Below are 19818 nucleotides of genomic sequence, written 5' to 3'. Positions count from 1 at the left end.
GGCTCAGTCAGCTTCCGCCAGCAGTTTCCCGAGATCAAGGCGGCGGGTGACCATCATCAGCCCGCCCTTCTCATCACGCGGCCAGTCGGCTTCGGGGCGGTCCCAGTAAAGCTCGACGCCATTGCCATCGGGGTCATCAAGGTAAAGCGCCTCGCTCACCCCATGATCCGAGGCGCCGGTCAGCGGATAGCCCGCCTCGGCCAGGCGTTTAAGCGCATTGGCCAGCGCCTTGCGGTCGGGATAGAGAAAGGCCGAATGGTACAGCCCCACCGTCCCCGGGGCCGGGCGCGTGCCGCCAAGCGATTCCCAGGTGTTCAGCCCGATATGGTGGTGATAGCCGCCTGCCGACAAAAATGCCGCCTGGGCGCCGTACCGTTGGGTGACTTCAAAGCCCAGCACGCCGGAGTAAAAGCCAATCGCACGGTCAAGATCCGAGACCTTGAGATGCACATGGCCCACGCGGGTCGCGGGATGGATCGGGGTCGTCATGAGATCGCTCTCCCTTCTCACAAAAATGTTTCCCCTCACAGATAGAGGTGCCCCGGCCTTGCGAAAACAGCGATTCCCGCACCGGATCTGTGCAGAGATCGCAGAGTTGTGAAGACAGACCGGCGGGGAAAGCCGGCGGGTCAGGAAACCCGGCCTGTTCGCAGCGCCCCGCGCGGCGCAATAGTCGGCTGGCAACTCTGTGAGGTTACTCAGATGAAACGCATCTTCCTGACCGCCGCTGTCACGCTCGGCCTTGGCGCTACCGCGGCGCTCGCCGATGGCAAAGTCTATATCACGCTGCCCGATATGTCGGGGATCGCGCAGGATCCGGTCGCGGCTGACCGGCTGCTTTCGGATATGCAAAACACCCTCGTCCTCAGCCAGAACTGCCCGGAGGCGAGCCTTTCGGATGAGGAACATTCACTGCTGACCGACGGCTTTGACCTTTTGGCCTATGGCGAGCTGAAGCTTGATACCGACGGGATCATCGCGAAATACGAGACGCCGGCCTTTGATCTCCTGGACAACAGCACGCTCGCCTGCAGCGAAGAGCCAGAGCTGAAAGCGCGCACGATTGCGACGCTCATTGAGGCTGGTGGCGATCTGACACCGCTGCCCGATCAGGAAAAAGCCTATCTGGACTGGCGCGCGCTGATGGATCAGATCCGCCCCTGACGCGGCCTGCCTGAAATAACCAAGGCACCGGAGCGATCCGGTGCCTTTGGTTATTTCCCATACTTAAAGGGCATCACAGGTTTGACGGGAAACCCGGACTACTTCGCCTTTGCGCCGCCCGTCACCGCCTCAAGCGCTGCGATCCGGGCCGAGAGCGCCTCATTCTCCTCGCGCGCCTTTTGCGCCATCAGCCGCACCGCGTCGAATTCCTCGCGGGTCACGAAGTCGCGCCCGGCCATCCAGCGGTCGACCATGCTTTTCATCGCGGTTTCGGCTTCGGTCCGCGCGCCCTGGGCCACGCCCATGGCATTGGTCATGAGCTGGCTCATATCGTCGAGGAATTTGTTGCGGCTCTGCATCTCGGCCATCCCTTGTCGTCGGCCCCGGGGGGATCCGGGTCGCTTTGACCCTATATGCGCGCCCGCACGCCCGTTCACAAGTGTTGAGGCCATCGATGCGGCGCGGCCCTTGCAGTTGACTTCATCCCCTGCCCGCAAGACAAGCGTCTCACGCAAAAGCGTCACATGACAAGCATCTCGGGCCAGGCCGTTGCGCCCCGGCCGCCAGCAGGAGCGCAGGATGATCCCTTTCCCAAATCTCTCCCCTGACATTTTTTCGGTCGAGCTGTTTGGCATGAGTTTCGCCCTGCGCTGGTATGCGGTCGCCTATATTGCCGGGCTGCTGCTGGGCTGGTTTCTGGTGACCAGGGCGGTCAGGACCGCGCGGCTCTGGGCGCCGGGCGCAGCACCCATGACGTCGGAACAGGTAGAACGCCTGCTGACCTGGGTGATCCTTGGCGTGATCATCGGCGGGCGGCTGGGCTATGTGCTGTTCTACCAGCCCGGGCGCTACCTCTCGCCCGAAAATTTCATGGCCGACCCGATGGCGGCGCTCAGGCTCTGGGATGGTGGCATGTCCTTCCATGGCGGTTTCCTTGGCGTGGCGGTGGCAGGGCTGATCTTTGCCCGGCGCGAGGGCCTGGCCCCCCTCTCGGTCGGGGACCTTTTCGCCTATGCCGTAACGCCGGGCCTTTTGTTCGGGCGGCTTGCGAATTTCATCAATGCCGAGCTCTGGGGCCGGCAGACCGATCTGCCCTGGGGCGTGATCTTCCCCGGTGAGGCGGCACAGACCTGCCCCGGCCTGGTCACGCTTTGCGCCCGCCACCCGAGCCAGCTTTACGAGGCGGCGCTTGAAGGGCTGCTGCTGGGCGCGCTGATCTTCTGGCTGGTCTGGAAACGCGGCTGGCTGCGCTTTCCGGGCCGGATCATGGGCGTGTTCATCGCCGGCTATGGGCTCGCGCGGTTCCTCGTCGAATTTGTCCGCCAGCCCGACGCGCAATTCGTCGGGCCGGATAACCTGCTGGGCCTTGCCTTCCATATCAACGGCTGGGGGCTGACCATGGGCCAGGCCCTGTCGCTGCCGATGATCCTGATCGGGCTGTGGTTCGTCTTCCGCCGGCCCGGAGCACAGACGGTCACGCCGTGACAACCCCGCTGGCAGAGCTGATCGCCGCCCGCATCCGCGCCAGCGGGCCGGTCAGCCTTGCCGAATATATGGCCGACTGCCTCCTGCATCCGCGCTTTGGCTATTACGCCACCCGTGACCCTTTCGGCCAGGCCGGAGATTTCACCACCGCCCCCGAGATCAGTCAGATGTTTGGCGAATTGCTGGGCCTGTGCCTCGCGCAATCCTGGCAGGATCAGGGCGCGCCTGCACGCTTTACCCTGGCCGAATGCGGGCCGGGGCGTGGCACGCTGATGGCCGATGTGCTGCGCGCCACCGCCCGCGTGCCGGGTTTCCACGCCGCCGCCGATCTGGTGCTGATCGAGGCCTCCGCGACACTTCGCGGCATACAGGCGAAGACCCTTGCCGGGCATCAGCCGCGCTGGCTGCCTCTGGTGCAGGATCTGCCTCAGGCGCCGCTGTTCCTGCTGGCCAATGAGTTTTTCGACGCATTGCCGATCCGTCAGTTCACCCGCCAGAGCGGTGGCTGGGCGGAAACCATGATCGGCCTTTCGGGTGAAGCGCTGACCCCCGGCCGCGCACCGCCTGGCCCGCTGGCCGCGCTTGATCACCGTCAGGATATCTCCGAAGGCAGCCTCGTCGAGATCTGTCCCGCCGCCGCTCCGATCATGGCGGAAATCTCGGGCCGCATCCGTCGCCATGGCGGGCTGGCGCTGATCGTCGATTATGGGGGCTGGCAGAGCCTTGGCGATACATTCCAGGCCATGCGCGACCATGCCTGGGTCGACCCCTTTGCCACACCCGGCGAGGCGGATCTGACCGCCCATGTCGATTTCGGGGCGCTGGCCCGGGCAGCTTTGCCCGCCGCAGCCTCTTATACGACCCAGGGCGCGCTTTTGACCGCGCTTGGCATCGGGCCCCGGGCTCAGCAACTTGCCGCCCATCCGGCTGCTGCACGCAATGACCCGCTTGCCGCCGCACACCGCTTGACCGATCCCGCAGAAATGGGGACCTTGTTCAAAGCCCTCGCCATCCATCCGCCCGGAACGCCGCCCCCTGCGGGATTTCCGGTCGGGAGTATCATGGCCCAAAGCGCTGCCAGGGGAGGCAGAAACGATGCTTGAAATCATCACCTCCGGGGCGATCCCGCAGCGCCACGGCTTCTTTACCCGCAAGGGCGGCGCCTCTTCGGGGATCTTCGCCGGGCTGAATTGCGGCTTCGGCTCCACCGACCAGGCCGAGATCGTGGCGATCAACCGCGCCCGCGTGGCCGAAGCGATGGGGGTCGGCGCCGATGGGCTGCTCTCGGTGCATCAGGTCCATTCGCCCGATGTGGTGACCGTGACCGCGCCCCCCGGCGACCCGGTCGAGCGCCCGAAAGCCGATGCGATGGTGACCCGTCTGCCGGGCGTCGCGCTGTCGGTGCTGACCGCCGATTGCCAGCCGGTGCTGTTTTCCGACCCGGAATCCGGCGTGATCGGCGCGGCCCATGCCGGCTGGCGCGGCGCCATGACCGGCGTGCTTGAGGCGACGGTTGACGCGATGGAGGCAATCGGGGCCAGCCGCGCGCGGATCCGCGCCGCAATCGGCCCGACCATCAGCCAGGCGGCCTATGAGGTCACGGAAGACTTCCTGCAGAATTTCCTCGCCGAGGATCCGGAGAATGCCCGTTTCTTCGCCAATGGCCAGAACGGGCGCTACCAGTTCGACCTGCCGGCCTATGGGTTGCACCGGCTGCGCGGCGCCGGGATCGGCCATGCCGAATGGGTCGGGCACTGCACCTATGCCGACCCGGATCGCTTCTTTTCCTACCGCCGCACGACCCATGCCGGCGAGGCTGATTATGGCCGGCTGATCGCCTCTATCCGGCTTTGACCGGGCAGGCGATGGCGATCCGGAAACAATGCGCCCGATTTTGGCGCATTTCATCCCGCCTGGAAATGACCACAATTTCAGATCCATCGGCCAAAACAACGCCGCATTGTTCAGCGATTCTGCCGGCAAGACGCGATGAAACCCAGGGCATCAGACCCGGCCATCGCTAAACCGAGCGCAGTATCGAGGAGACGCAGCATGGCAAGCAAGATGTTCCCGCCGAAGTCCGAAACCACAAAAGCCAAGACCCAACGCCGCTGGCTGCAAAGCGTGATCGCGGCCTCGGGGCAACCGCTTCCGGCCTTTCCCTGGATGCGCGCCGCAAAATCTGCCACAGCGACTCATAAACCGGTCGAGGTGATCACCGGCAGCTCGCATCGCCCGACCACCCCGCTTTTCCGCCGCAATGGCCCTGCGGGTGGCATCGCGGCACGCTGACCGCACGTTAAGCACGAATCGGGGCGACAGGGATTCGGTCATCCACCGGCCCAAATGCCGCGTGAAAGTCTGAATTGCGGCGGTTGCGGCGGCTCAACAACAGCGAATTCGAAACAATACCAGGGATTCAGGCGGATTTCTTCGATCTCAGCCCTGCAACAACGGCAAATGTTTGACAATGGGGCGCAACCGACGCACGAATAGTGTCAGGTCAAAGTCCCTGACTATGATCCGGAGCTCGAAACGGTCCAGACCGCTGCGCTGTTCCAGATCTCTCCCGGTCGCCGCTCACGACACGGGAGACGCGGTGAGTAAGAACGGCCCCGGTGCTCCTCTGGCACAGAATACGGGGCCGTTTTTCATTTCAGCGGGCCAGTTAACCCTGACGCCCCTTTAACCCGGCACCCGGTTCACCCTAACTTTCACGAGATCCCTCACTGTCACGAGATCCCAGGGATCACGTCACCCTGACGGTTCAGGCCGTGCCGCAAAACACCGCGCCTGTTTCCCGCTTCGAAACACCTCCTGCCAGGGCCGGTTCAGATGACCGGCCCCCGCAGGCAAACTCGCTGATATCACATCCGTAATGGCGCACTCATGACCAGACCGTATCGCCCCTGGCGATACTGATCCAACCCGAATACCCGTCATCCGGTTCCCTAAGCGACCGCGAAAATTATATCGCCCCGCAGCAGCCGCCCGGGGCCGTCTCAGGCATTGCGCGCCAGACGCGCCTCGAGCACCCCAAAGGGCACACCGGGCTCATCCTTGGCATTGCGGATCACCAGGCTGGTTTTGACATTGGCCACATTCGGCGCCGTCAGCAGTTCCGTCGTCAGAAAGGTCTGGAAGGTCGAGAGATCCGGCGAGACGCATTTCAGGATGAAATCAATCTCGCCGTTCAGCATATGGCACTCGCGCACCAGCGGCCAGGCGCGGCAGCGTTCCTCAAAGGCCGAGAGATCGCTTTCGGCCTGCGAGGACAGCCGCACCATGGCAAAGACCGCGACCTCGAACCCAAGTGCCCTTGCGTCGATATCGGCGTGATAGCCGCTGATATAGCCCTGTTCTTCAAGGGTGCGCACACGCCGCAGACAGGGCGGCGCAGAGATGCCCACCCGGCTCGCCAGCTCGACATTGGTCATCCGACCGTCTGACTGCAGCTCCGCCAGGATCTGCCGGTCGGTTTCGTCAAGCTTGTGGCTCGCCATGGGTTACTCCTTAGTTCCGTCGCCTCAATAGGCTTTTGCCTGTTTTTGCGCAACAATGTTTCAATGGTAACGCCCCCAACACACTCAGGATTGCGAGGCGCGCCCTGCATACCGGCATTTCGCAGCCGCGATTTCCGGGGGGCTTCCGGCCCGGTCCCGCCTTGTCTATATCCTTCCTGAACAGGCGCGGCCGGAACGGCGCGCGCCGAAAGCGACATCAGGCCGCCCCGACCGGGTGGCGGGGAAGGACCGACATGGCTGAGACGCGGCATACCAAAGTTCTGATCATCGGCTCCGGCCCGGCCGGCTATACGGCTGCGGTCTATGCCGCGCGCGCCATGTTGCAACCCTTGCTGATCCAGGGCCTGCAACCCGGCGGGCAGCTGACCATCACCACCGATGTCGAGAACTGGCCCGGTCTGAAAACCGTCCAGGGCCCCAATCTGATGATCGAGATGGAAGACCATGCCCGCGAGATGGGCGCCGAGATCATCGCCGATTACATCACCTCGCTTGATCTGAAAAACCGCCCCTTCACCGCTGTTGCGGACAGCGGCACCACCTATACCGCCGATGCCGTCATCCTGGCGACGGGTGCGCAGGCGAAATGGCTGGGCCTGCCGTCTGAGGAGAAGTTCAAGGGCTTTGGCGTCTCGGCCTGTGCGACCTGTGATGGCTTTTTCTATCGGGGCAAAGAGGTCGCGGTGATCGGCGGCGGCAATACAGCCGTCGAAGAGGCGCTGTTCCTGACGAATTTCGCCTCGAAAGTCACGCTGATCCACCGCCGCGACAGTTTGCGCGCGGAAAAGATCCTGCAGGACCGGCTGTTCAAACATCCGAAGGTCGAGGTGATCTGGGACAGTGAAGTGACCGAGGTGCTGGGGGGCGAAAGCCCGCTGGGCGTCGAGGCGGTGCGGGTCTCGAACCTGAAGACCGGCGCCACCCATGATCTGCCGGTCGCGGGCTTTTTTGTCGCCATCGGCCATGCGCCCTCGTCCGAGCTGGTGGCCGATCAGCTGGAACTGCATCACGGCGGCTATGTGAAGGTCGAGCCGGGCACCACCCGCACCTCGATCCCCGGCGTCTTCGCGGCCGGAGATCTGACCGACCATGTCTACCGTCAGGCTGTGACCTCGGCCGGCATGGGCTGTATGGCGGCGCTTGATGCCGAGCGCTGGCTGGCCGAACAGCCCTGACCACGCCCGTCCTGAGCCCCGCCTGTCGCGTCCCGATGTGACAGGCGGAAGCCATTCAGGCCAGTTCAAATTTTTGTGATTTGGTCACCTCCGAGGCTTCGGGCCAGACTGCCGGAACTCACCCGCAGATTGTGCACGATCCCTTTCCTGACCAAAGGCCGCTTTTGCTTTCCTATCTTCAGATCACAGCCGGGGAACCCGCGCCCTGGGTCACCCTGCCCTCTGCCGCGTCACCGGGCTATGCCATTGATACCGTCGCCGGCCGTTATCTGCTTTTGTGCTTCTTCGGCAGCACGTCCAGCCCGCATTGCGCCCCCCGCCTCAGGGCGGTGCTGGCGCGCACGGACCTCTTTGATGACAGATTCGCCGCGTTTTTCGGGATCAGCGCCGATCCGCGTGACCAGGACGGGCGTTTGCAAAACCGCCTGCCCGGCTATCGCTTTTTATGGGACACTGATCTGACCGCCGCAAAACTCTATGGCGTCGCCCCGCGTGAGACGGTGCAGCCGGGGACCGGGCTGCGGCCCCTCTGGGCGTTGATGGATCCCACGATGCGGATGATTGCGACTGTGCCTTTTGAACAGGACGGATCGGATATCGCGCGCATCCTTGGCATCCTGGAAAGCCAGCCCGCCCCCGACCGTTTTGCCGGTATGCGGCTCCAGGCCCCGGTCCTGTGCCTGCCGCGCGTGTTTGAGCCCGACCTCTGCGAGAGCCTGATCGCCACCTATGAGGCAAGGGGCGGCGAGCTTTCGGGCACCATGCGGCAGGTCGGGGACAGAACCGTTGGCGTCAATGACCTGACATTCAAAAGCCGCCGCGATTGCGACATTACCGATCAGGCGGTGATCGGGCGGATTCAGACTGCGATCCGCCGCCGCGTTCTTCCCGAGATCCGCAAGGTGCATCAGTTCAACGCCACCCGGATGGAGCGCTATATCGTCTCTTGCTATGATGCAGCCGAGGGCGGGCATTTCAGCCCGCATCGTGACAACACCACCCTGGGCACGGCGCATCGGCGGTTTGCGGTCTCGGTCAACCTCAATTCCGATTTCGACGGCGGCGAGGTCAGCTTTCCCGAATATGGTCCCGACGGGCTGAAGGCGCCGCCCGGGGGCGCGGTGGTGTTTTCCTGCTCGCTTTTGCACCGGGTCTCGCCGGTCACACGCGGGAGGCGCTATGCGTTCCTGCCCTTCGTCTATGATGACGAGGCCGCCAAAATCCGCGAAGTTAATATGGCGAGCATCGTCCCGGCCCCGGCGCAGGGGTGAAACGGCGCGACAGCCCGTCCGCGCCCGCAGATCGAAAGGAAGGAAGGACCACGCGAAGGCACCCGTGGCGAATTGTGGTCCGCTCCCGGGCCCGGGCCGCGACAATTGTGCTTATTCCCGCCAGTTTGCCGGGCTTTGGCTTGAATTTCGTCATATTCACGGTCTAAGCCCGCGCCGAACAAGACAGCAATCCGCCGCGCGGGGGTCTCCCCGCAGGTCGTCAAGGAAAAGAAGGCATCAGAATGTCGTCCCCCAATCTTGCCCCGATCCCCGAGCTTTACGTCTCTTACGATTCTGCGCAAAAGCTTAAGCATGAGGCGGCGGCGCTGATCTCCTGGGATCTGAGCCCGCGCCAGACCTGTGACCTCGAGCTTCTGATGAATGGCGGGTTCTACCCGCTGAAAGGGTTCATGGGCGAGGCCGATTATGACGGCGTGGTCGAGAATATGCGCACCGCCGATGGCACGCTTTTCCCGATGCCGATCACGCTGGATGTATCCGAAAAATTCGCCGAAGGGATCGAGCCGGGCCAGGACATCGCGCTGCGCGATCAGGAAGGGGTGATCCTCGCGATCCTTTCGGTCACCGATAAATGGGTGCCGAACAAGGCGAATGAGGCCGAAAAGGTGTTCGGCGCCGACGATCTCGCCCATCCGGCGGTGAACTACCTGCACAATACCGCAGGCGCAGTCTATCTGGGCGGCCCCCTCACCGGCATCCAGCAACCGGTGCATTACGATTTCAAATCGCGCCGCGACACGCCGAATGAATTGCGCGCCTTCTTCCGCAAAATGGGCTGGCGCAAGATCGTCGCCTTCCAGACCCGCAACCCGCTGCACCGCGCCCACCAGGAGCTGACCTTCCGCGCCGCGCGCGAAGCGCAGGCCAATCTGCTGATCCAGCCGGTTGTCGGCATGACCAAGCCGGGCGATGTCGACCATTTCACCCGCGTGCGCTGCTACGAGGCAGTGCTGGACAAATACCCGCAATCGACCACGCATCTCAGCCTTCTGAACCTTGCGATGCGCATGGCAGGCCCGCGTGAAGCGCTCTGGCATGCGATCATCCGCAAGAACCATGGCCTGACCCATTTCATCGTCGGTCGTGACCATGCCGGTCCCGGCAAGAACAGCCAGGGCAAGGATTTCTACGGCCCCTATGACGCCCAGGAGCTGGTCGCAAAGCACCAGGCCGAGATCGGCATCGAAATGGTCGATTTCAAACAGATGGTCTATGTCCAGGAGAAATCCCAGTATTTCCCCGTGGACGAAGTGCCGGAAGGTTCGACCGTCCTCGATATTTCGGGCACGGAACTGCGCCGCCGGTTGCGCGAAGGGCTGGAAATCCCCGACTGGTTCTCCTTCCCCGAAGTGGTCAAGGAACTGCGCCGCACCTCGCCGCCGCGCTCGAAACAGGGCTTCACGGTGTTCTTCACCGGGTTGTCGGGGTCAGGCAAGTCGACCATCGCCAATGCGCTGATGGTGAAGCTGATGGAAATGGGCGGGCGTCCGGTGACGCTGCTGGATGGCGATGTGGTGCGTAAACACCTGTCCTCCGAGCTTGGCTTCTCGAAAGAGCATCGCGACATCAATATCAGGCGCATTGGCTATGTCGCTTCGGAAATCACCAAGAATGGCGGCATCGCGATCTGTGCGCCCATCGCGCCCTATACCTCGACCCGCCGCTCGGTCCGCGAGATGATCGAAGCCTTTGGCGCCTTTATCGAAGTCCATGTCGCGACCTCGATCGAGGAATGCGAAAAGCGCGACCGCAAGGGCCTCTACAAGCTGGCGCGGGAAGGCAAGATCAAGGAATTCACCGGCATCTCCGACCCCTATGAGGCGCCGGAAACCCCGGAACTCCGCGTCGACACCGAAGGTGCCGAGGTCGATCACTGCGCGCATCAGGTGATCCTGAAGCTCGAAGCCATGGGCCTGATCAAGGCCTGAGGCATCGCCCCGCAAAATCAGGAACGGCCGGAAAGGACACCCCTTTCCGGCCGTTTCCATTGCGCGTAACCGATAGCGGGTCCTGCGGCCCAATCGCCATTTAAGGCTGAATGCCCGGTCGGAATGGTCGTTTCAGGGCTGACAATACGCCTCCGCCGGTGCGACAGAACCTGCCATTCCCAAACCAGATGCAAAATCAAAACCAGTCAGCGGATCTCTGCTTGCGTTCGGCACAGATCCCGTCCGATCTGGCTCCCCTGGGGTCACAACATCCCGTGACGGCTCCGGGGCCACCTGCTCCACCGGAAACCAGTTCAGGGAAAATGCAGGCAGGTCATGCCCACCGGCCGCCCTGCCTGCATGCTGTCATCCTGGTGAAAACCTCCGGAGCAACGCCCCCGCCCGGTCCGTGACGCAATCAGCGCCTCAATGCACCGACATCGGCGCGAAATCATGCGCGCGGGCCAGGTTGAACGCCAAAGCGCGATCCGCCACCAGCGCAAGGCGCTGGCCGTCCACCGCATGGACCGAATAGATCACGCCGGCATCGCCGACCTGTTCGCGCACTTCCTCGGGCAGGTCTTCCACCGCCACCGGCCTGACATAGACGATGCGGCTCTTGCCCTCGGGAAATCCTTCAAACGGCGTATTCATCTTCTTACCCCTTTCTCTGCCCGATCCTGATCGTCTGCACGACGGTCTCCGGCACCTGGCGCCTGAGATCGACATGCAAGAGCCCATGCTCCATATGCGCGCCCGCCACTTCCACCCCATCCGCCAGCACGAAACTGCGCTGGAAGGCGCGCGATGCGATGCCGCGATGCAGGAAAACACGTTCCTGCCCGTTCTCGCCATCCGAGACCCGGCCGCGGATCACCAGCTGGCGGTCCTCGACCGTGATCGCAAGGTCTTCCTCCCGAAATCCGGCCACCGCCAGCGTGATACGGTAGGCGTTCTCGGTCACGGCCTCGATATTATAGGGGGGATATCCTTCACCGCTTTTGGCAGTGCGTTCGACCAGCCGTTCAAGCTGTTCAAACCCAAGAAGGAACGGGTGTGCCCCGAAGCTGAGTTTCGTCATTCCCGGACTGTCCTTTTACAAAGCGACAATTCGCGGCGGCGGGCCCCGTCATCGGCGACCTGCCCCGGTAGTGTGGAATATGGGGCGGCCCTCGCCCGGCTGCAAGGCCGGCAAATCACCGCCAATACGGGAAAATTTCCGCATTCCGCAGGGCGGTGCTTCTCCGAATCATCAATCGGCTCTATGATTTGATCAGAACCTTCAGCAAAGACCCGCGTCCAGCCATGAATGTCCCCTCTGAAATGAGCTTTGATGAGATGCTGCGCGTGAAACTCGGGGTTCTGCGCCGGGAACATCGTGACCTCGACGAGGCGATCTATGCGCTGGAACAGAACGGGCGTCCGGATATCCTGACGATCCGGCGGCTGAAAAAGCAAAAGCTGTCGCTGAAGGACCAGATCGCCACCATCGAAGACCGGCTGATCCCGGATATCATCGCCTGAGCCATCCGGCCGTTTGTTCTCCCCCCGCTTGCGGCGGTCCGGGGTTTAGGCTACGTCGCGCGCCCCAATCCCTTTCATGACGGGCGGCGATGATGCAGGCAGAGGTTCTCGCGGTTGATTTCGGCACCTCGAATACAGCGGTTGCGGTAACCGGACCCGATGGCCAGGTGCAGCGCATCGCCATCGAAGAGGCCAGTGACACCCTTCCCACCGCCGTCTTCTTCCCGCCCGGAGGCGGCGCGATGCGCATCGGCCGCGCGGCAGGCGAGGCGCTGATTGCGGGGGATGAAGGCCGCTATATGCGGGCGCTGAAATCGGTGCTCGGCACGCCCTTGCTGCATGAGACCAGGATGATCGGCGGTAAAAGGCAAAGCCTTGCCAATATCATCACCGCTTTTCTGGTCGAACTGCGCGCCCGCGTGGCCCAAAGCCTCGGTGCATGTCCGGACCGCGTGCTTTCGGGCCGTCCGGTGCATTTCCACAGCAATGACCCCGGGCGTGACGCCCAGGCCCTTGCCGATCTGCGCGCCTGTTACCGCGCCGCCGGCTTCACCGATGTCGGTTTTCTGGCCGAACCCGAAGCCGCCGCCTGGGCCTGCCAGCAAGAGATCGGCGATCAGACCGGACTGATCATTGATATCGGCGGCGGCACCTCGGATTTCACCGTCTTCCGCGCGGCTGGCGGCAAGGTCGATATCCTCGCCAGTCACGGTATCCGGCTGGGCGGCACCGATTTCGACCACTCCGTCTCGCTCGCCCATGTCATGCCGCGCCTTGGCCAGGGGGGCGAGCTGAGGCGCGAAATGGGGCCGGGGCTTTTGCCGGTGCCGAATGCGATCTATTCCGACCTTGCCACATGGGCGCGGATCCCCTTCCTCTACACGCCGGAAACCAGACGCGAAGTCGCCTCGATGCTGCGCGTGGCGGTGGATCGCAAACGGCTTGAACGCCTCGCCACCGTGCTGAGCGACGAGCTCGGCCATGAACTGGCCTTCGCGGTCGAGCGTGGCAAGATCGCGGCCAATAATGGCGAGGCAAAGCCCCGTATCGCGATGGAATTTGTCGAGCCGGGCCTTTCGGCACCGATCTCCTTCGGCTCGCTGGATCTGGCACTGCGCGACTACCGTATGGCGCTGGATCAGGCGATCCGCGAGACGCTGCGCCTGTCCGAGCTCGAGGCGGATCAGATCGGCGCGGTGATCCTTGTCGGCGGCTCGAGCCTGATGCGGCTGGTCAGCGATCTGGCAACCGGGATCCTGCCCGAAGCCCGCATCCACCGATCCGAGGCTTTTACCGCAGTGGTCGACGGCCTGGCCCTCGCCGCCGCCGCGTGACTGCGAAAAAGGGCGACCCAAAGGGCCGCCCTTTTTTTACCGCGATGCCCCCGGGATGCCCCCGCGGTCTCAGACCTTCAGCGACGGCAGGATCTGCTTCTTGCGGCTCATGATGCCGGGCAGCACGACCGTGTCGCCTTCGACTTTCGCGCCGAACGAGGCTTCGGCAATCGTCTTCACCTGGTCATTCGGCACCAGAAGCGTGGCTTCCTCTTTCAGAATGTCGATGATGAACAAAAGCACCTGATCAGCGCCATCTGCCGCAGCCACAGCGGGCATCGAGGCCATCAGGCTGGCTTTACGGTCGAGCAGAACTTTCGGTGCGGTGGTTTCCAGCACCGAAACCCGCAGCTCTTTGCCGCCGATATTGTATTCCTTGCTGTCCATCCGCAGCAGAACCTCATCCGAGAATTCGGAGACGTCCGATTTCGCCTCGAACAGCTGGCTCGCATAATCGGGGATCGAAACGCCCAGATCAGCGGCGAGTTTTTCTGCCACAGCCTTGTCATGCGGCGTGGTGGTCGGCGAGCGGAATGCCAGCGTGTCCGACAGGATGCAGGACAGCATCGCGCCCCTGATGCCTTTCGGAGCCCTGGCCAGATCTGCGCCGATCAGATCATGCATCAGCGTGGCGGTACAGGCGAGCGGACGGATGGTGATGTCGATCGGCGCTTTGGTCTTCAGCCCGCCGACCAGCATATGGTGGTCGATGATGCCGATGATCGAGGCCTCATTGACCGAAGCCGGCAGCTCGGCGGGGTTATTGGTGTCGACGATCACAACCTCATCGCCGGCAGCAACATCCGCGATGATCGCGGGCTTCGCGAGATCCCAATGCTTCAGCACGAAAGCGGCTTCGGTATTCGGCTCGCCCAGCAGATACGGCTTCGCCGGGGTGCCTTTGATCTCCGAGAGATACCAGGCCCAGATGATCGGCGAACCGGTGGAATCGGTATCGGGGGATTTGTGGCCAAAAACCTTGATCGTCATGTCAGATTCCTTGCGGGAGGAGCACAGTTTCGCCGCGCCTTATAGGCAAGGAGACCGCGCTTGTCACCTGAAGCCGCGAGCGTGCGTCGAAGTGAAAAACCTGCGCCTCTGACTGAATCCGGAAGTTCCGGCCGGGATATTCAGAGCTGTCTGGTGTATTTTCTGCTTAAACGTCAATGCAGCAGGCAGATGTCTGCTGTGATCTGTCACATCAGGGTGTCACACATATCCTGACGGTGCTGGCCTGTTCGCCCTTGACCCGGAGCTTTTATGGGCAAACATCTTCATCTGTTGCGGCGCGGGAACGTGTTCTGCTGGCGTCGGCGGTTTCCGGGGATTTCCACTGGAATCTGCATGATCCGGCTCTCTCTGCCCGGCCAGACGCACGCGGAAGCCTGTGTTTTCCGGCGGAAACTGGCTGCAGCGCGCGATCGTATCTTCGATACCGTGACCCATAATCTGTTTTCCATGTCGGAAGACGGGAAGGCTTTCGCATGTCATTGCGGAAGAACTGTCCCGGATCCGGCAGGTGGATCTGGTGGTGAAGATGAATCCCGCGGGGTCTGCGGAGGAAGACACCCGTGCCGACTGTACCACTGCCACGGTCTGGAAGCTGATGGCGGAATTCGGACTGCGCGCCAGCCTTAACCGCCCGGTCATCGTGCGGCTGACCGCGGCGGGCGCCAGCGGGGCCGATCTGGCTGCGCTGGAAATCACGCGTGCCATGCTCGTGAGAGCCATGAGGCCGGAGGCGCAGATGAACCTTATCGCCTCGGAATTCAGGATGCAGACCGGAGAGGAACGTCGTTTGGACAGCAAAGGTTCTCTCTCTCTGCGGCGGGTTGCTGATCGAAGGCCAGGCGGCCGTTCAGGGCCAACGGGAAGCGGTTCTTCAGGCGGAACAGAGTTCGCCCCGGCATTGGCGGGGCAGCTTGCAGCAGGCATCACATCTGCGGAATGCGCCGCATGGATCGGCGTGGCGGATACCGCGCTTGCAGAACGCCTCACCGAAACGGTCCCGCCCCCTCGGGAGCCCGGGCCTGAGCCGGAGCCCGCGGCTCCGGTTTCCGGGCCCATTGTGGTACGCTCTGCCGCCGAAGTTCGCCGGGCTGACGACGGAGGAGAGCCGCTGTCTTTCTGACCGCTGGCTGCGGGGTATATTGTCGCTCCTTCTGCTGATGTCAGGCCTCAAGCTCATCTGGCAATGTCCGTATCGCCCCGACAGCAGGCCCGGTCCGGCTCCGGTGGCGGGCACGGGCGGTCAGATCAACGCGAAGAGCTCTTACCTGCCGATGCGGCGTGGTTTCCTTTACCTGGTGGCGTTGATGGACTGGTTCACCCGCAAGGTGCTGGCCTGGCGCATCTCGAACATCGTGCCATGGGTCGCCATTGGTTCGAGGGCCATGGCGAGGGGAGGCTGACTTCTGCGTCGAGGCGTAGAATGAGGCCATCCACCGCTTTGGCGCTCCGGGGCTTCCGGGGCTTCTGGGGATTCTGGGGATCATGAATACGGACCAGGGTTCAAAGTTCACGTCCTTCGCATGGACTGATCGGCTGAAGCGCGTCGGCACCCGGATCTCCATGGACGGCAAAAGACGCTGCATCGACAACATCTTCATCGAGCGCCTCTGGCGCTGCCTGAAGTATGAATGCGTCCACCCGCCTCCGCTGGCGATGGTCGCGCTGCGGGTGACGGCCACGCATCAGCTGTCCGGCGCTCTGGACAATTTCAGCGCCCTTGTGATGCGCCGGTCGCTCGACTGGAAACAGGGAACGGGCAGCTGGATCGCGCGCCCCACCTCAAACCCGGCAAGCCTTTACCGCTTCGCCTTGCGGGCGCCCTTCAATCCCCGCCGCCAGCGTGACGATCAGATCGATCTGGAGCTGCTGGCCGACTGGCAAAGGTTTTGTCAGTCTAAACAGCCGCATTATAACCGGGTGCTCGATCAGGCCGGTTCGACATTGCGCGAGGCGCGGGCCGAGATCGCCGCCGCCGGCCGGGCTGCCCCCCGCCATGACGGCCGCAAATGGGGTGTGGTCATCGACCGGCCCGAGGGCCTGATCGTCGACCACATCAGCCCGCGCAACAGCTGGGATTTCAACCTGCGCCGCACCTATACGGAAAAGCCCCATGCCTGGATCGTACCGTTCAACGAGGAAGAGAACGACCTCCGCGAGGCGCGGCGGATCGCGCGCCGTCCGGGCTATGAGGGTGACATCACCCTGACCGAGGAGCTGTCACTGCCCGGGCTGACCAATGCGGCCATCGTCTGGCGCGAGGCGACCCGGCGCTTTCATGAGGCAGATCATCGCCCGGACGTGATCGAGGTCACGCAGGAGGGCCTCCTGCGGGTCGCGACACGCGCTGACAGGGTGGCGCTGAACCATTATGTGCTGCGTCAGACCCAGCAGCTTGCCCGTTTCCGTTCGGTTCACGGCCAGCTGCTCGGGCTCGACAATCTCATCACCATGGCCGAGGGAGCGGATTACGGCCTGCGCTTCCGGGTCTATGAGAGCCGCCCCCCCCATATGGCGCCTGACACCATCGGCCAGTCGGTTGTGCGCTCTGTCCGGACAGTTTCCGGGGAAACGGAGCTGCTGGCGCTGACCGGCACGGGGCCGGTGCCGGCGGCGGATGATGCGGCGGATGATATCGTGCATTTCGGGATCATGGGGCAGGACAGCTTTGACCGCGTTGTGACCAGTATCGAAGCGACCACCGATCAATGCGCCATCATCCGGGCCGTTGCCGCCGCCGATATCATCGACGAGCTGGCGGACGCGGCCGAGACCCCGCCCTGGCCCGGCCGGGGCGGCGCCGAGATCGGCGCCAAGATCGGCGAGAATACCATGCAACCGCCCGCGCCCCGGTTTTCGGGTGTCAGCTTCGGTGCCGCAGACACCGGTGAGGCGGGGATCATCTTCTATTCCCTCGTCGCAGGCTGCGGGCCGGTCAGCACAGCCAGTTTTGAGATCGGTCACCGCGCCGGCATGTCAGGCAGCTGGACCACTGGCAGCATTCCGGCCGCGAATGGTGGTGTCAGCATCGATCAGCCGGCGGCGCTGGATCAGGACGCAATCTGCATCGCGCCCCTTTTGGGCGGTGCGCTGATCCCGCTCTCGACCGGCGATGATGTGAAAACCGCGCGCATCCAGGTTTCCGGGCGAATTGGGATGTGCTTTACTGCGAGACCGATACCGTCGGCGCGGCTCAGACCACCTCACCGCTCCAGGCACTCTCGATCCCGCTGGGCGATACCACGCGTCTGAACCTTGTTACCGGCGGCGCGATGACAAATCCTGCCGCCTGGGACGCCGAGGCGGGCCGGGCGGTTGTGGGCGGTCTGGCCACACATACGCCCGGCACTGCCGATCTGATCGGCCAGAGCTTCGGAGACCAGCACGGGCAAATGGTATCGCCATCCCTTCACCGTGACAGGGCGCACGGCCGGGACTGTCACGCCCCGCCTCATTGACGGGAACACGCGCCCGGGGGAGGTGGTTTCCGGGAATGGCGAGCACCTCGACCGCATCCAGGCGGTGCGCGGGAACAACCGCATTGAGTTCCTGGCGTCTGTGGATTTCGCCACTTCGATCAACCGACTGCTCCGGCTGCTCAGGCGTCCGAAGTAAGCACGGTTATGCAAGCACGGCACCTGTTGATGGGACACCTGAGACTAAGCGACGGATTCAGGAGGTCTGGGGCGCCATATCTGCCAACTATTCTCCGGACCCTCAGTTCCTGACTTCCGGCGACTCCTGACTTCCGGCGACCAGACATCGTGCCGGTCCAGGGTGCTGAACATTGTGACCAGAAACGGCAGGAGAGCGACGGCAACACCCGCTTCCGCCACAGCTACAGAGTGCTCTTCTCCCCTCCTTGACCTCAGGGATTTCGTGAGTGGGAAAATCAGCGCCTCGGTTGTGATTGAGGCAAAAGAAGCTACAGCCCAGGCACAGAGCTTGCGCCTTCGTCTGCGGTTTTTTGATGCGGCTGGTAATCTGGTTGCCGGAACGGACAATACTGGAAATGATGCTCCCGGTGACAGCTCGGGTGGCTACCAGACCCGTAATGGGCGACCGGGATCGCAGCGGCGTTCTGACGGCAAAAACCGGCAGGGATCAGGCTGCAATCGCACGGTCTGACGGGCAATCTTTTTTGTCCAGAAGCCAAGCGGCAACCGTCCAGAACTTCGTGCGCGGCAACACTCAATGCCTTGCGGGCGCGGCCGAGGCGCCGCGGCAAGCTTAAGGATGACGGCGCATGGTCGGTGATCGACGGCACCATTCTCGACCGGGACTTCCAGGCCGACCGGGACTTCCGGGCCGAACGGACAGCCAGAAAGGTCTGCCGGACGCGCAACGAACTGCGTGCCGACGTCTTCGATTACATCGAGCGCTTCTACAACCCACATGGGCGGCATTCGAAACCGACTACAGCGGCCCGATGGAGTTCGAAGCCCGCGCTATGATAGCTTAAAGCAGCTTCGCAAGCGGGCGTTCCGACCGCAAATCTGGCGTCGGCGCCGCCGGATCCACTCTGGATCGCGTGCATCAGCCCTCCGAACCCGATCAGCGGGATCATGCGTCTGATAATCTGGGCGAGGACGTTGCGTGCCATGTCGCTCCCCCCTCTTTTCATGCCGCGCGTCAGGACATGGCTGTGCGCCATCCAGGCTTTGAGGGTGCCGAAAGGGATGCTCAACCTTTGACCCGCGAACCCGCATCTTTGCAGCGGAGCCGCACCGCCTGGCGTTCGACGCAACGATAAGATACTCGTGCTCCCACCGAGAAACCCGGCGCTCATCTCCCGCTATGCAGCGATCCTTCAGAGCGCCCCCCTTGCATGCGTTGGTCCAGTATAGCTGCCTCATGGCAGGCCAGGATCTCGTGGGCGCTGAAGTAGCCCTTATCGGCAGGAATGTGCATCTCATCCCGTTCCGTCACATCCCTGGCCTGCTTCCCCATCCGTGTCAGAAGATCCCGGTCATGGCCCTGGGTGGCGACCTCGTGGGTCACGATCAGATGGGGCGCGGCATCGACAACGCTTTGAACATAATAGCCAGCATGCCCGCGGTGCTGCGCGCGGGCAGCCATGGCACGCGCGTCGGGATCGGTCAGGGATATCTGGCCGTCCGGCGCATCATCCAGGGCCTTCTCCATCGCCGGAAGCCGTTCGATCTCGCGCCGGATGCCAGGATAGCGACCGGTCAGGCGGGCGGCAGTTTCGGCCCTGGCCTCGCCGCTTTCCTGACGGTCGATCCGTTCGGCCTCCCCGATATAGCGACCAGCTTCGGCTTCCAGATGCGCAAGGCGGCTGGCGATCTTCCCTTTGCTGACGTTACGCTCACGGTTGTTGACCGCCTTGAATTTGCTGCCGCCGGCCGCGACCCTATCCCCTT

The 19818-nt window shown here is 63.2% G+C and carries 18 protein-coding genes and 2 pseudogenes; 14 read left to right on the top strand and 6 right to left on the bottom strand.

Annotated elements, in window-relative coordinates:
- Positions 1-3 precede the first annotated feature (3 nt).
- A complete protein-coding gene (locus tag JC607_RS10490; protein WP_198836870.1) occupies positions 4-489 on the bottom strand; it encodes a VOC family protein in 486 nt (161 codons plus the stop codon).
- A gap of 213 nt (positions 490-702) precedes the next feature.
- Here JC607_RS10490 and JC607_RS10485 point away from each other — a divergent pair, with 213 nt between their 5' ends.
- A complete protein-coding gene (locus JC607_RS10485) occupies positions 703-1164 on the top strand; it encodes a hypothetical protein (RefSeq protein ID WP_198836869.1) in 462 nt (153 codons plus the stop codon).
- Positions 1165-1262: 98 nt separating this feature from the next.
- Here JC607_RS10485 and JC607_RS10480 read toward each other — a convergent pair whose 3' ends face one another.
- A complete protein-coding gene (locus tag JC607_RS10480; RefSeq protein WP_198836868.1) occupies positions 1263-1523 on the bottom strand; it encodes an accessory factor UbiK family protein in 261 nt (86 codons plus the stop codon).
- A 220-nt stretch (positions 1524-1743) separates the two neighbouring features.
- Here JC607_RS10480 and lgt point away from each other — a divergent pair, with 220 nt between their 5' ends.
- The 4 genes from lgt to JC607_RS10460 all read left to right on the top strand — a co-directional run bounded on the left by lgt (position 1744) and on the right by JC607_RS10460 (position 4941).
- Positions 1744-2649, top strand: coding sequence for a prolipoprotein diacylglyceryl transferase (gene lgt / locus JC607_RS10475; RefSeq protein WP_198836867.1), 906 nt, complete (start codon positions 1744-1746; stop codon positions 2647-2649).
- Entirely contained in the window at positions 2646-3752 is a 1107-nt protein-coding gene (locus JC607_RS10470) for a class I SAM-dependent methyltransferase (RefSeq protein WP_370584784.1), read from the top strand. Before lgt ends, JC607_RS10470 begins: the two co-directional genes overlap by 4 nt.
- The gene (pgeF, locus tag JC607_RS10465; RefSeq protein ID WP_198836866.1) at positions 3745-4503 is read left to right on the top strand and encodes a peptidoglycan editing factor PgeF; all 759 of its coding nucleotides are present in this window, start codon (positions 3745-3747) and stop codon (positions 4501-4503) included. The genes JC607_RS10470 and pgeF overlap by 8 nt, the downstream gene beginning before the upstream one ends.
- Positions 4504-4701: 198 nt before the next feature.
- Positions 4702-4941, top strand: a complete 240-nt coding sequence (locus JC607_RS10460; RefSeq protein WP_198836865.1) for a hypothetical protein — start codon at positions 4702-4704, stop codon at positions 4939-4941.
- 710 nt (positions 4942-5651) lie between these two features.
- Here JC607_RS10460 and JC607_RS10455 read toward each other — a convergent pair.
- On the bottom strand, positions 5652-6152 hold the full coding sequence (locus tag JC607_RS10455; RefSeq protein ID WP_092895375.1) for an Lrp/AsnC family transcriptional regulator: 501 nt from the start codon (positions 6150-6152) through the stop codon (positions 5652-5654).
- A 254-nt stretch (positions 6153-6406) separates the two neighbouring features.
- Here JC607_RS10455 and trxB point away from each other — a divergent pair, with 254 nt between their 5' ends.
- From trxB to JC607_RS10440, 3 genes are all read left to right on the top strand, one after another.
- The gene (gene trxB, locus JC607_RS10450; protein ID WP_198836864.1) at positions 6407-7348 is read left to right on the top strand and encodes a thioredoxin-disulfide reductase; all 942 of its coding nucleotides are present in this window, start codon (positions 6407-6409) and stop codon (positions 7346-7348) included.
- 164 nt (positions 7349-7512) lie between these two features.
- Positions 7513-8619 carry a 2OG-Fe(II) oxygenase gene (locus JC607_RS10445; RefSeq protein ID WP_198836863.1) on the top strand — a complete coding sequence of 369 codons (1107 nt, stop codon included), beginning with the start codon at positions 7513-7515 and terminating at the stop codon, positions 8617-8619.
- A 242-nt stretch (positions 8620-8861) separates the two neighbouring features.
- Positions 8862-10568, top strand: a complete 1707-nt coding sequence (locus tag JC607_RS10440; RefSeq protein ID WP_198836862.1) for a bifunctional sulfate adenylyltransferase/adenylylsulfate kinase — start codon at positions 8862-8864, stop codon at positions 10566-10568.
- Positions 10569-10994: 426 nt separating this feature from the next.
- On the opposite strand, the gene JC607_RS10435 is transcribed toward JC607_RS10440, so the two are convergent.
- Together JC607_RS10435 and JC607_RS10430 are read right to left on the bottom strand one after the other, a co-directional pair.
- Positions 10995-11222: a DUF1150 family protein gene (locus tag JC607_RS10435; protein WP_092895371.1), complete on the bottom strand. Its 228-nt coding sequence runs from the start codon at positions 11220-11222 to the stop codon at positions 10995-10997.
- Positions 11223-11226: 4 nt separating this feature from the next.
- On the bottom strand, positions 11227-11649 hold the full coding sequence (locus JC607_RS10430; RefSeq protein ID WP_092895369.1) for an Hsp20 family protein: 423 nt from the start codon (positions 11647-11649) through the stop codon (positions 11227-11229).
- A gap of 224 nt (positions 11650-11873) precedes the next feature.
- On the opposite strand from JC607_RS10430, the gene JC607_RS10425 reads away from it, so the two are divergent.
- Complete coding sequence (locus JC607_RS10425) at positions 11874-12092, top strand: YdcH family protein (RefSeq protein ID WP_198836861.1); 219 nt, start codon at positions 11874-11876, stop codon at positions 12090-12092.
- A 92-nt stretch (positions 12093-12184) separates the two neighbouring features.
- Positions 12185-13426 (top strand): Hsp70 family protein, encoded by a 1242-nt coding sequence (locus JC607_RS10420; RefSeq protein WP_198836952.1) that lies wholly within the window; start codon positions 12185-12187, stop codon positions 13424-13426.
- Positions 13427-13495: 69 nt separating this feature from the next.
- On the opposite strand, the gene JC607_RS10415 is transcribed toward JC607_RS10420, so the two are convergent.
- Positions 13496-14416: a manganese-dependent inorganic pyrophosphatase gene (locus tag JC607_RS10415; RefSeq protein WP_198836860.1), complete on the bottom strand. Its 921-nt coding sequence runs from the start codon at positions 14414-14416 to the stop codon at positions 13496-13498.
- Between the two features lie 529 nt (positions 14417-14945).
- On the opposite strand from JC607_RS10415, the gene JC607_RS10410 reads away from it, so the two are divergent.
- From JC607_RS10410 to JC607_RS25375, 4 genes and pseudogenes are all read left to right on the top strand, one after another.
- Positions 14946-15557 (top strand): hypothetical protein, encoded by a 612-nt coding sequence (locus JC607_RS10410; protein ID WP_198836960.1) that lies wholly within the window; start codon positions 14946-14948, stop codon positions 15555-15557.
- A 130-nt stretch (positions 15558-15687) separates the two neighbouring features.
- Positions 15688-16075 (top strand): annotated as a pseudogene (locus JC607_RS25380) (transposase); the annotation flags it as partial.
- A gap of 2663 nt (positions 16076-18738) precedes the next feature.
- Positions 18739-18896 (top strand): annotated as a pseudogene (locus JC607_RS10395) (IS3 family transposase); the annotation flags it as partial.
- A 509-nt stretch (positions 18897-19405) separates the two neighbouring features.
- A partial coding sequence (locus JC607_RS25375; RefSeq protein ID WP_233092849.1) for a hypothetical protein occupies positions 19406-19818 on the top strand: 413 nt, incomplete at its 3' end.

It is taken from the genome of Paracoccus sp. IB05 (assembly GCF_016405985.1).
Taxonomy (GTDB): Bacteria; Pseudomonadota; Alphaproteobacteria; order Rhodobacterales; family Rhodobacteraceae; genus Pseudogemmobacter.
This window is presented reverse-complemented; position numbering and strand designations above follow the sequence as displayed.

What these genes read in the sequence shown, in the direction of transcription:
- JC607_RS10480 (WP_198836868.1), bottom strand. Translation starts at nt 1,523, where the DNA reads ATGCAGAGCCGCAACAAATTCCTCGACGATATGAGCCAGCTCATGACC.
- JC607_RS10435 (WP_092895371.1), bottom strand. Translation starts at nt 11,222, where the DNA reads ATGAATACGCCGTTTGAAGGATTTCCCGAGGGCAAGAGCCGCATCGTC.
- trxB (WP_198836864.1), top strand. Translation starts at nt 6,407, where the DNA reads ATGGCTGAGACGCGGCATACCAAAGTTCTGATCATCGGCTCCGGCCCG.
- lgt (WP_198836867.1), top strand. Translation starts at nt 1,744, where the DNA reads ATGATCCCTTTCCCAAATCTCTCCCCTGACATTTTTTCGGTCGAGCTG.
- JC607_RS10430 (WP_092895369.1), bottom strand. Translation starts at nt 11,649, where the DNA reads ATGACGAAACTCAGCTTCGGGGCACACCCGTTCCTTCTTGGGTTTGAA.
- JC607_RS10460 (WP_198836865.1), top strand. Translation starts at nt 4,702, where the DNA reads ATGGCAAGCAAGATGTTCCCGCCGAAGTCCGAAACCACAAAAGCCAAG.
- JC607_RS10490 (WP_198836870.1), bottom strand. Translation starts at nt 489, where the DNA reads ATGACGACCCCGATCCATCCCGCGACCCGCGTGGGCCATGTGCATCTC.
- pgeF (WP_198836866.1), top strand. Translation starts at nt 3,745, where the DNA reads ATGCTTGAAATCATCACCTCCGGGGCGATCCCGCAGCGCCACGGCTTC.
- JC607_RS10440 (WP_198836862.1), top strand. Translation starts at nt 8,862, where the DNA reads ATGTCGTCCCCCAATCTTGCCCCGATCCCCGAGCTTTACGTCTCTTAC.
- JC607_RS10485 (WP_198836869.1), top strand. Translation starts at nt 703, where the DNA reads ATGAAACGCATCTTCCTGACCGCCGCTGTCACGCTCGGCCTTGGCGCT.
- JC607_RS10455 (WP_092895375.1), bottom strand. Translation starts at nt 6,152, where the DNA reads ATGGCGAGCCACAAGCTTGACGAAACCGACCGGCAGATCCTGGCGGAG.
- JC607_RS10425 (WP_198836861.1), top strand. Translation starts at nt 11,874, where the DNA reads ATGAATGTCCCCTCTGAAATGAGCTTTGATGAGATGCTGCGCGTGAAA.
- JC607_RS10415 (WP_198836860.1), bottom strand. Translation starts at nt 14,416, where the DNA reads ATGACGATCAAGGTTTTTGGCCACAAATCCCCCGATACCGATTCCACC.
- JC607_RS10420 (WP_198836952.1), top strand. Translation starts at nt 12,185, where the DNA reads ATGCAGGCAGAGGTTCTCGCGGTTGATTTCGGCACCTCGAATACAGCG.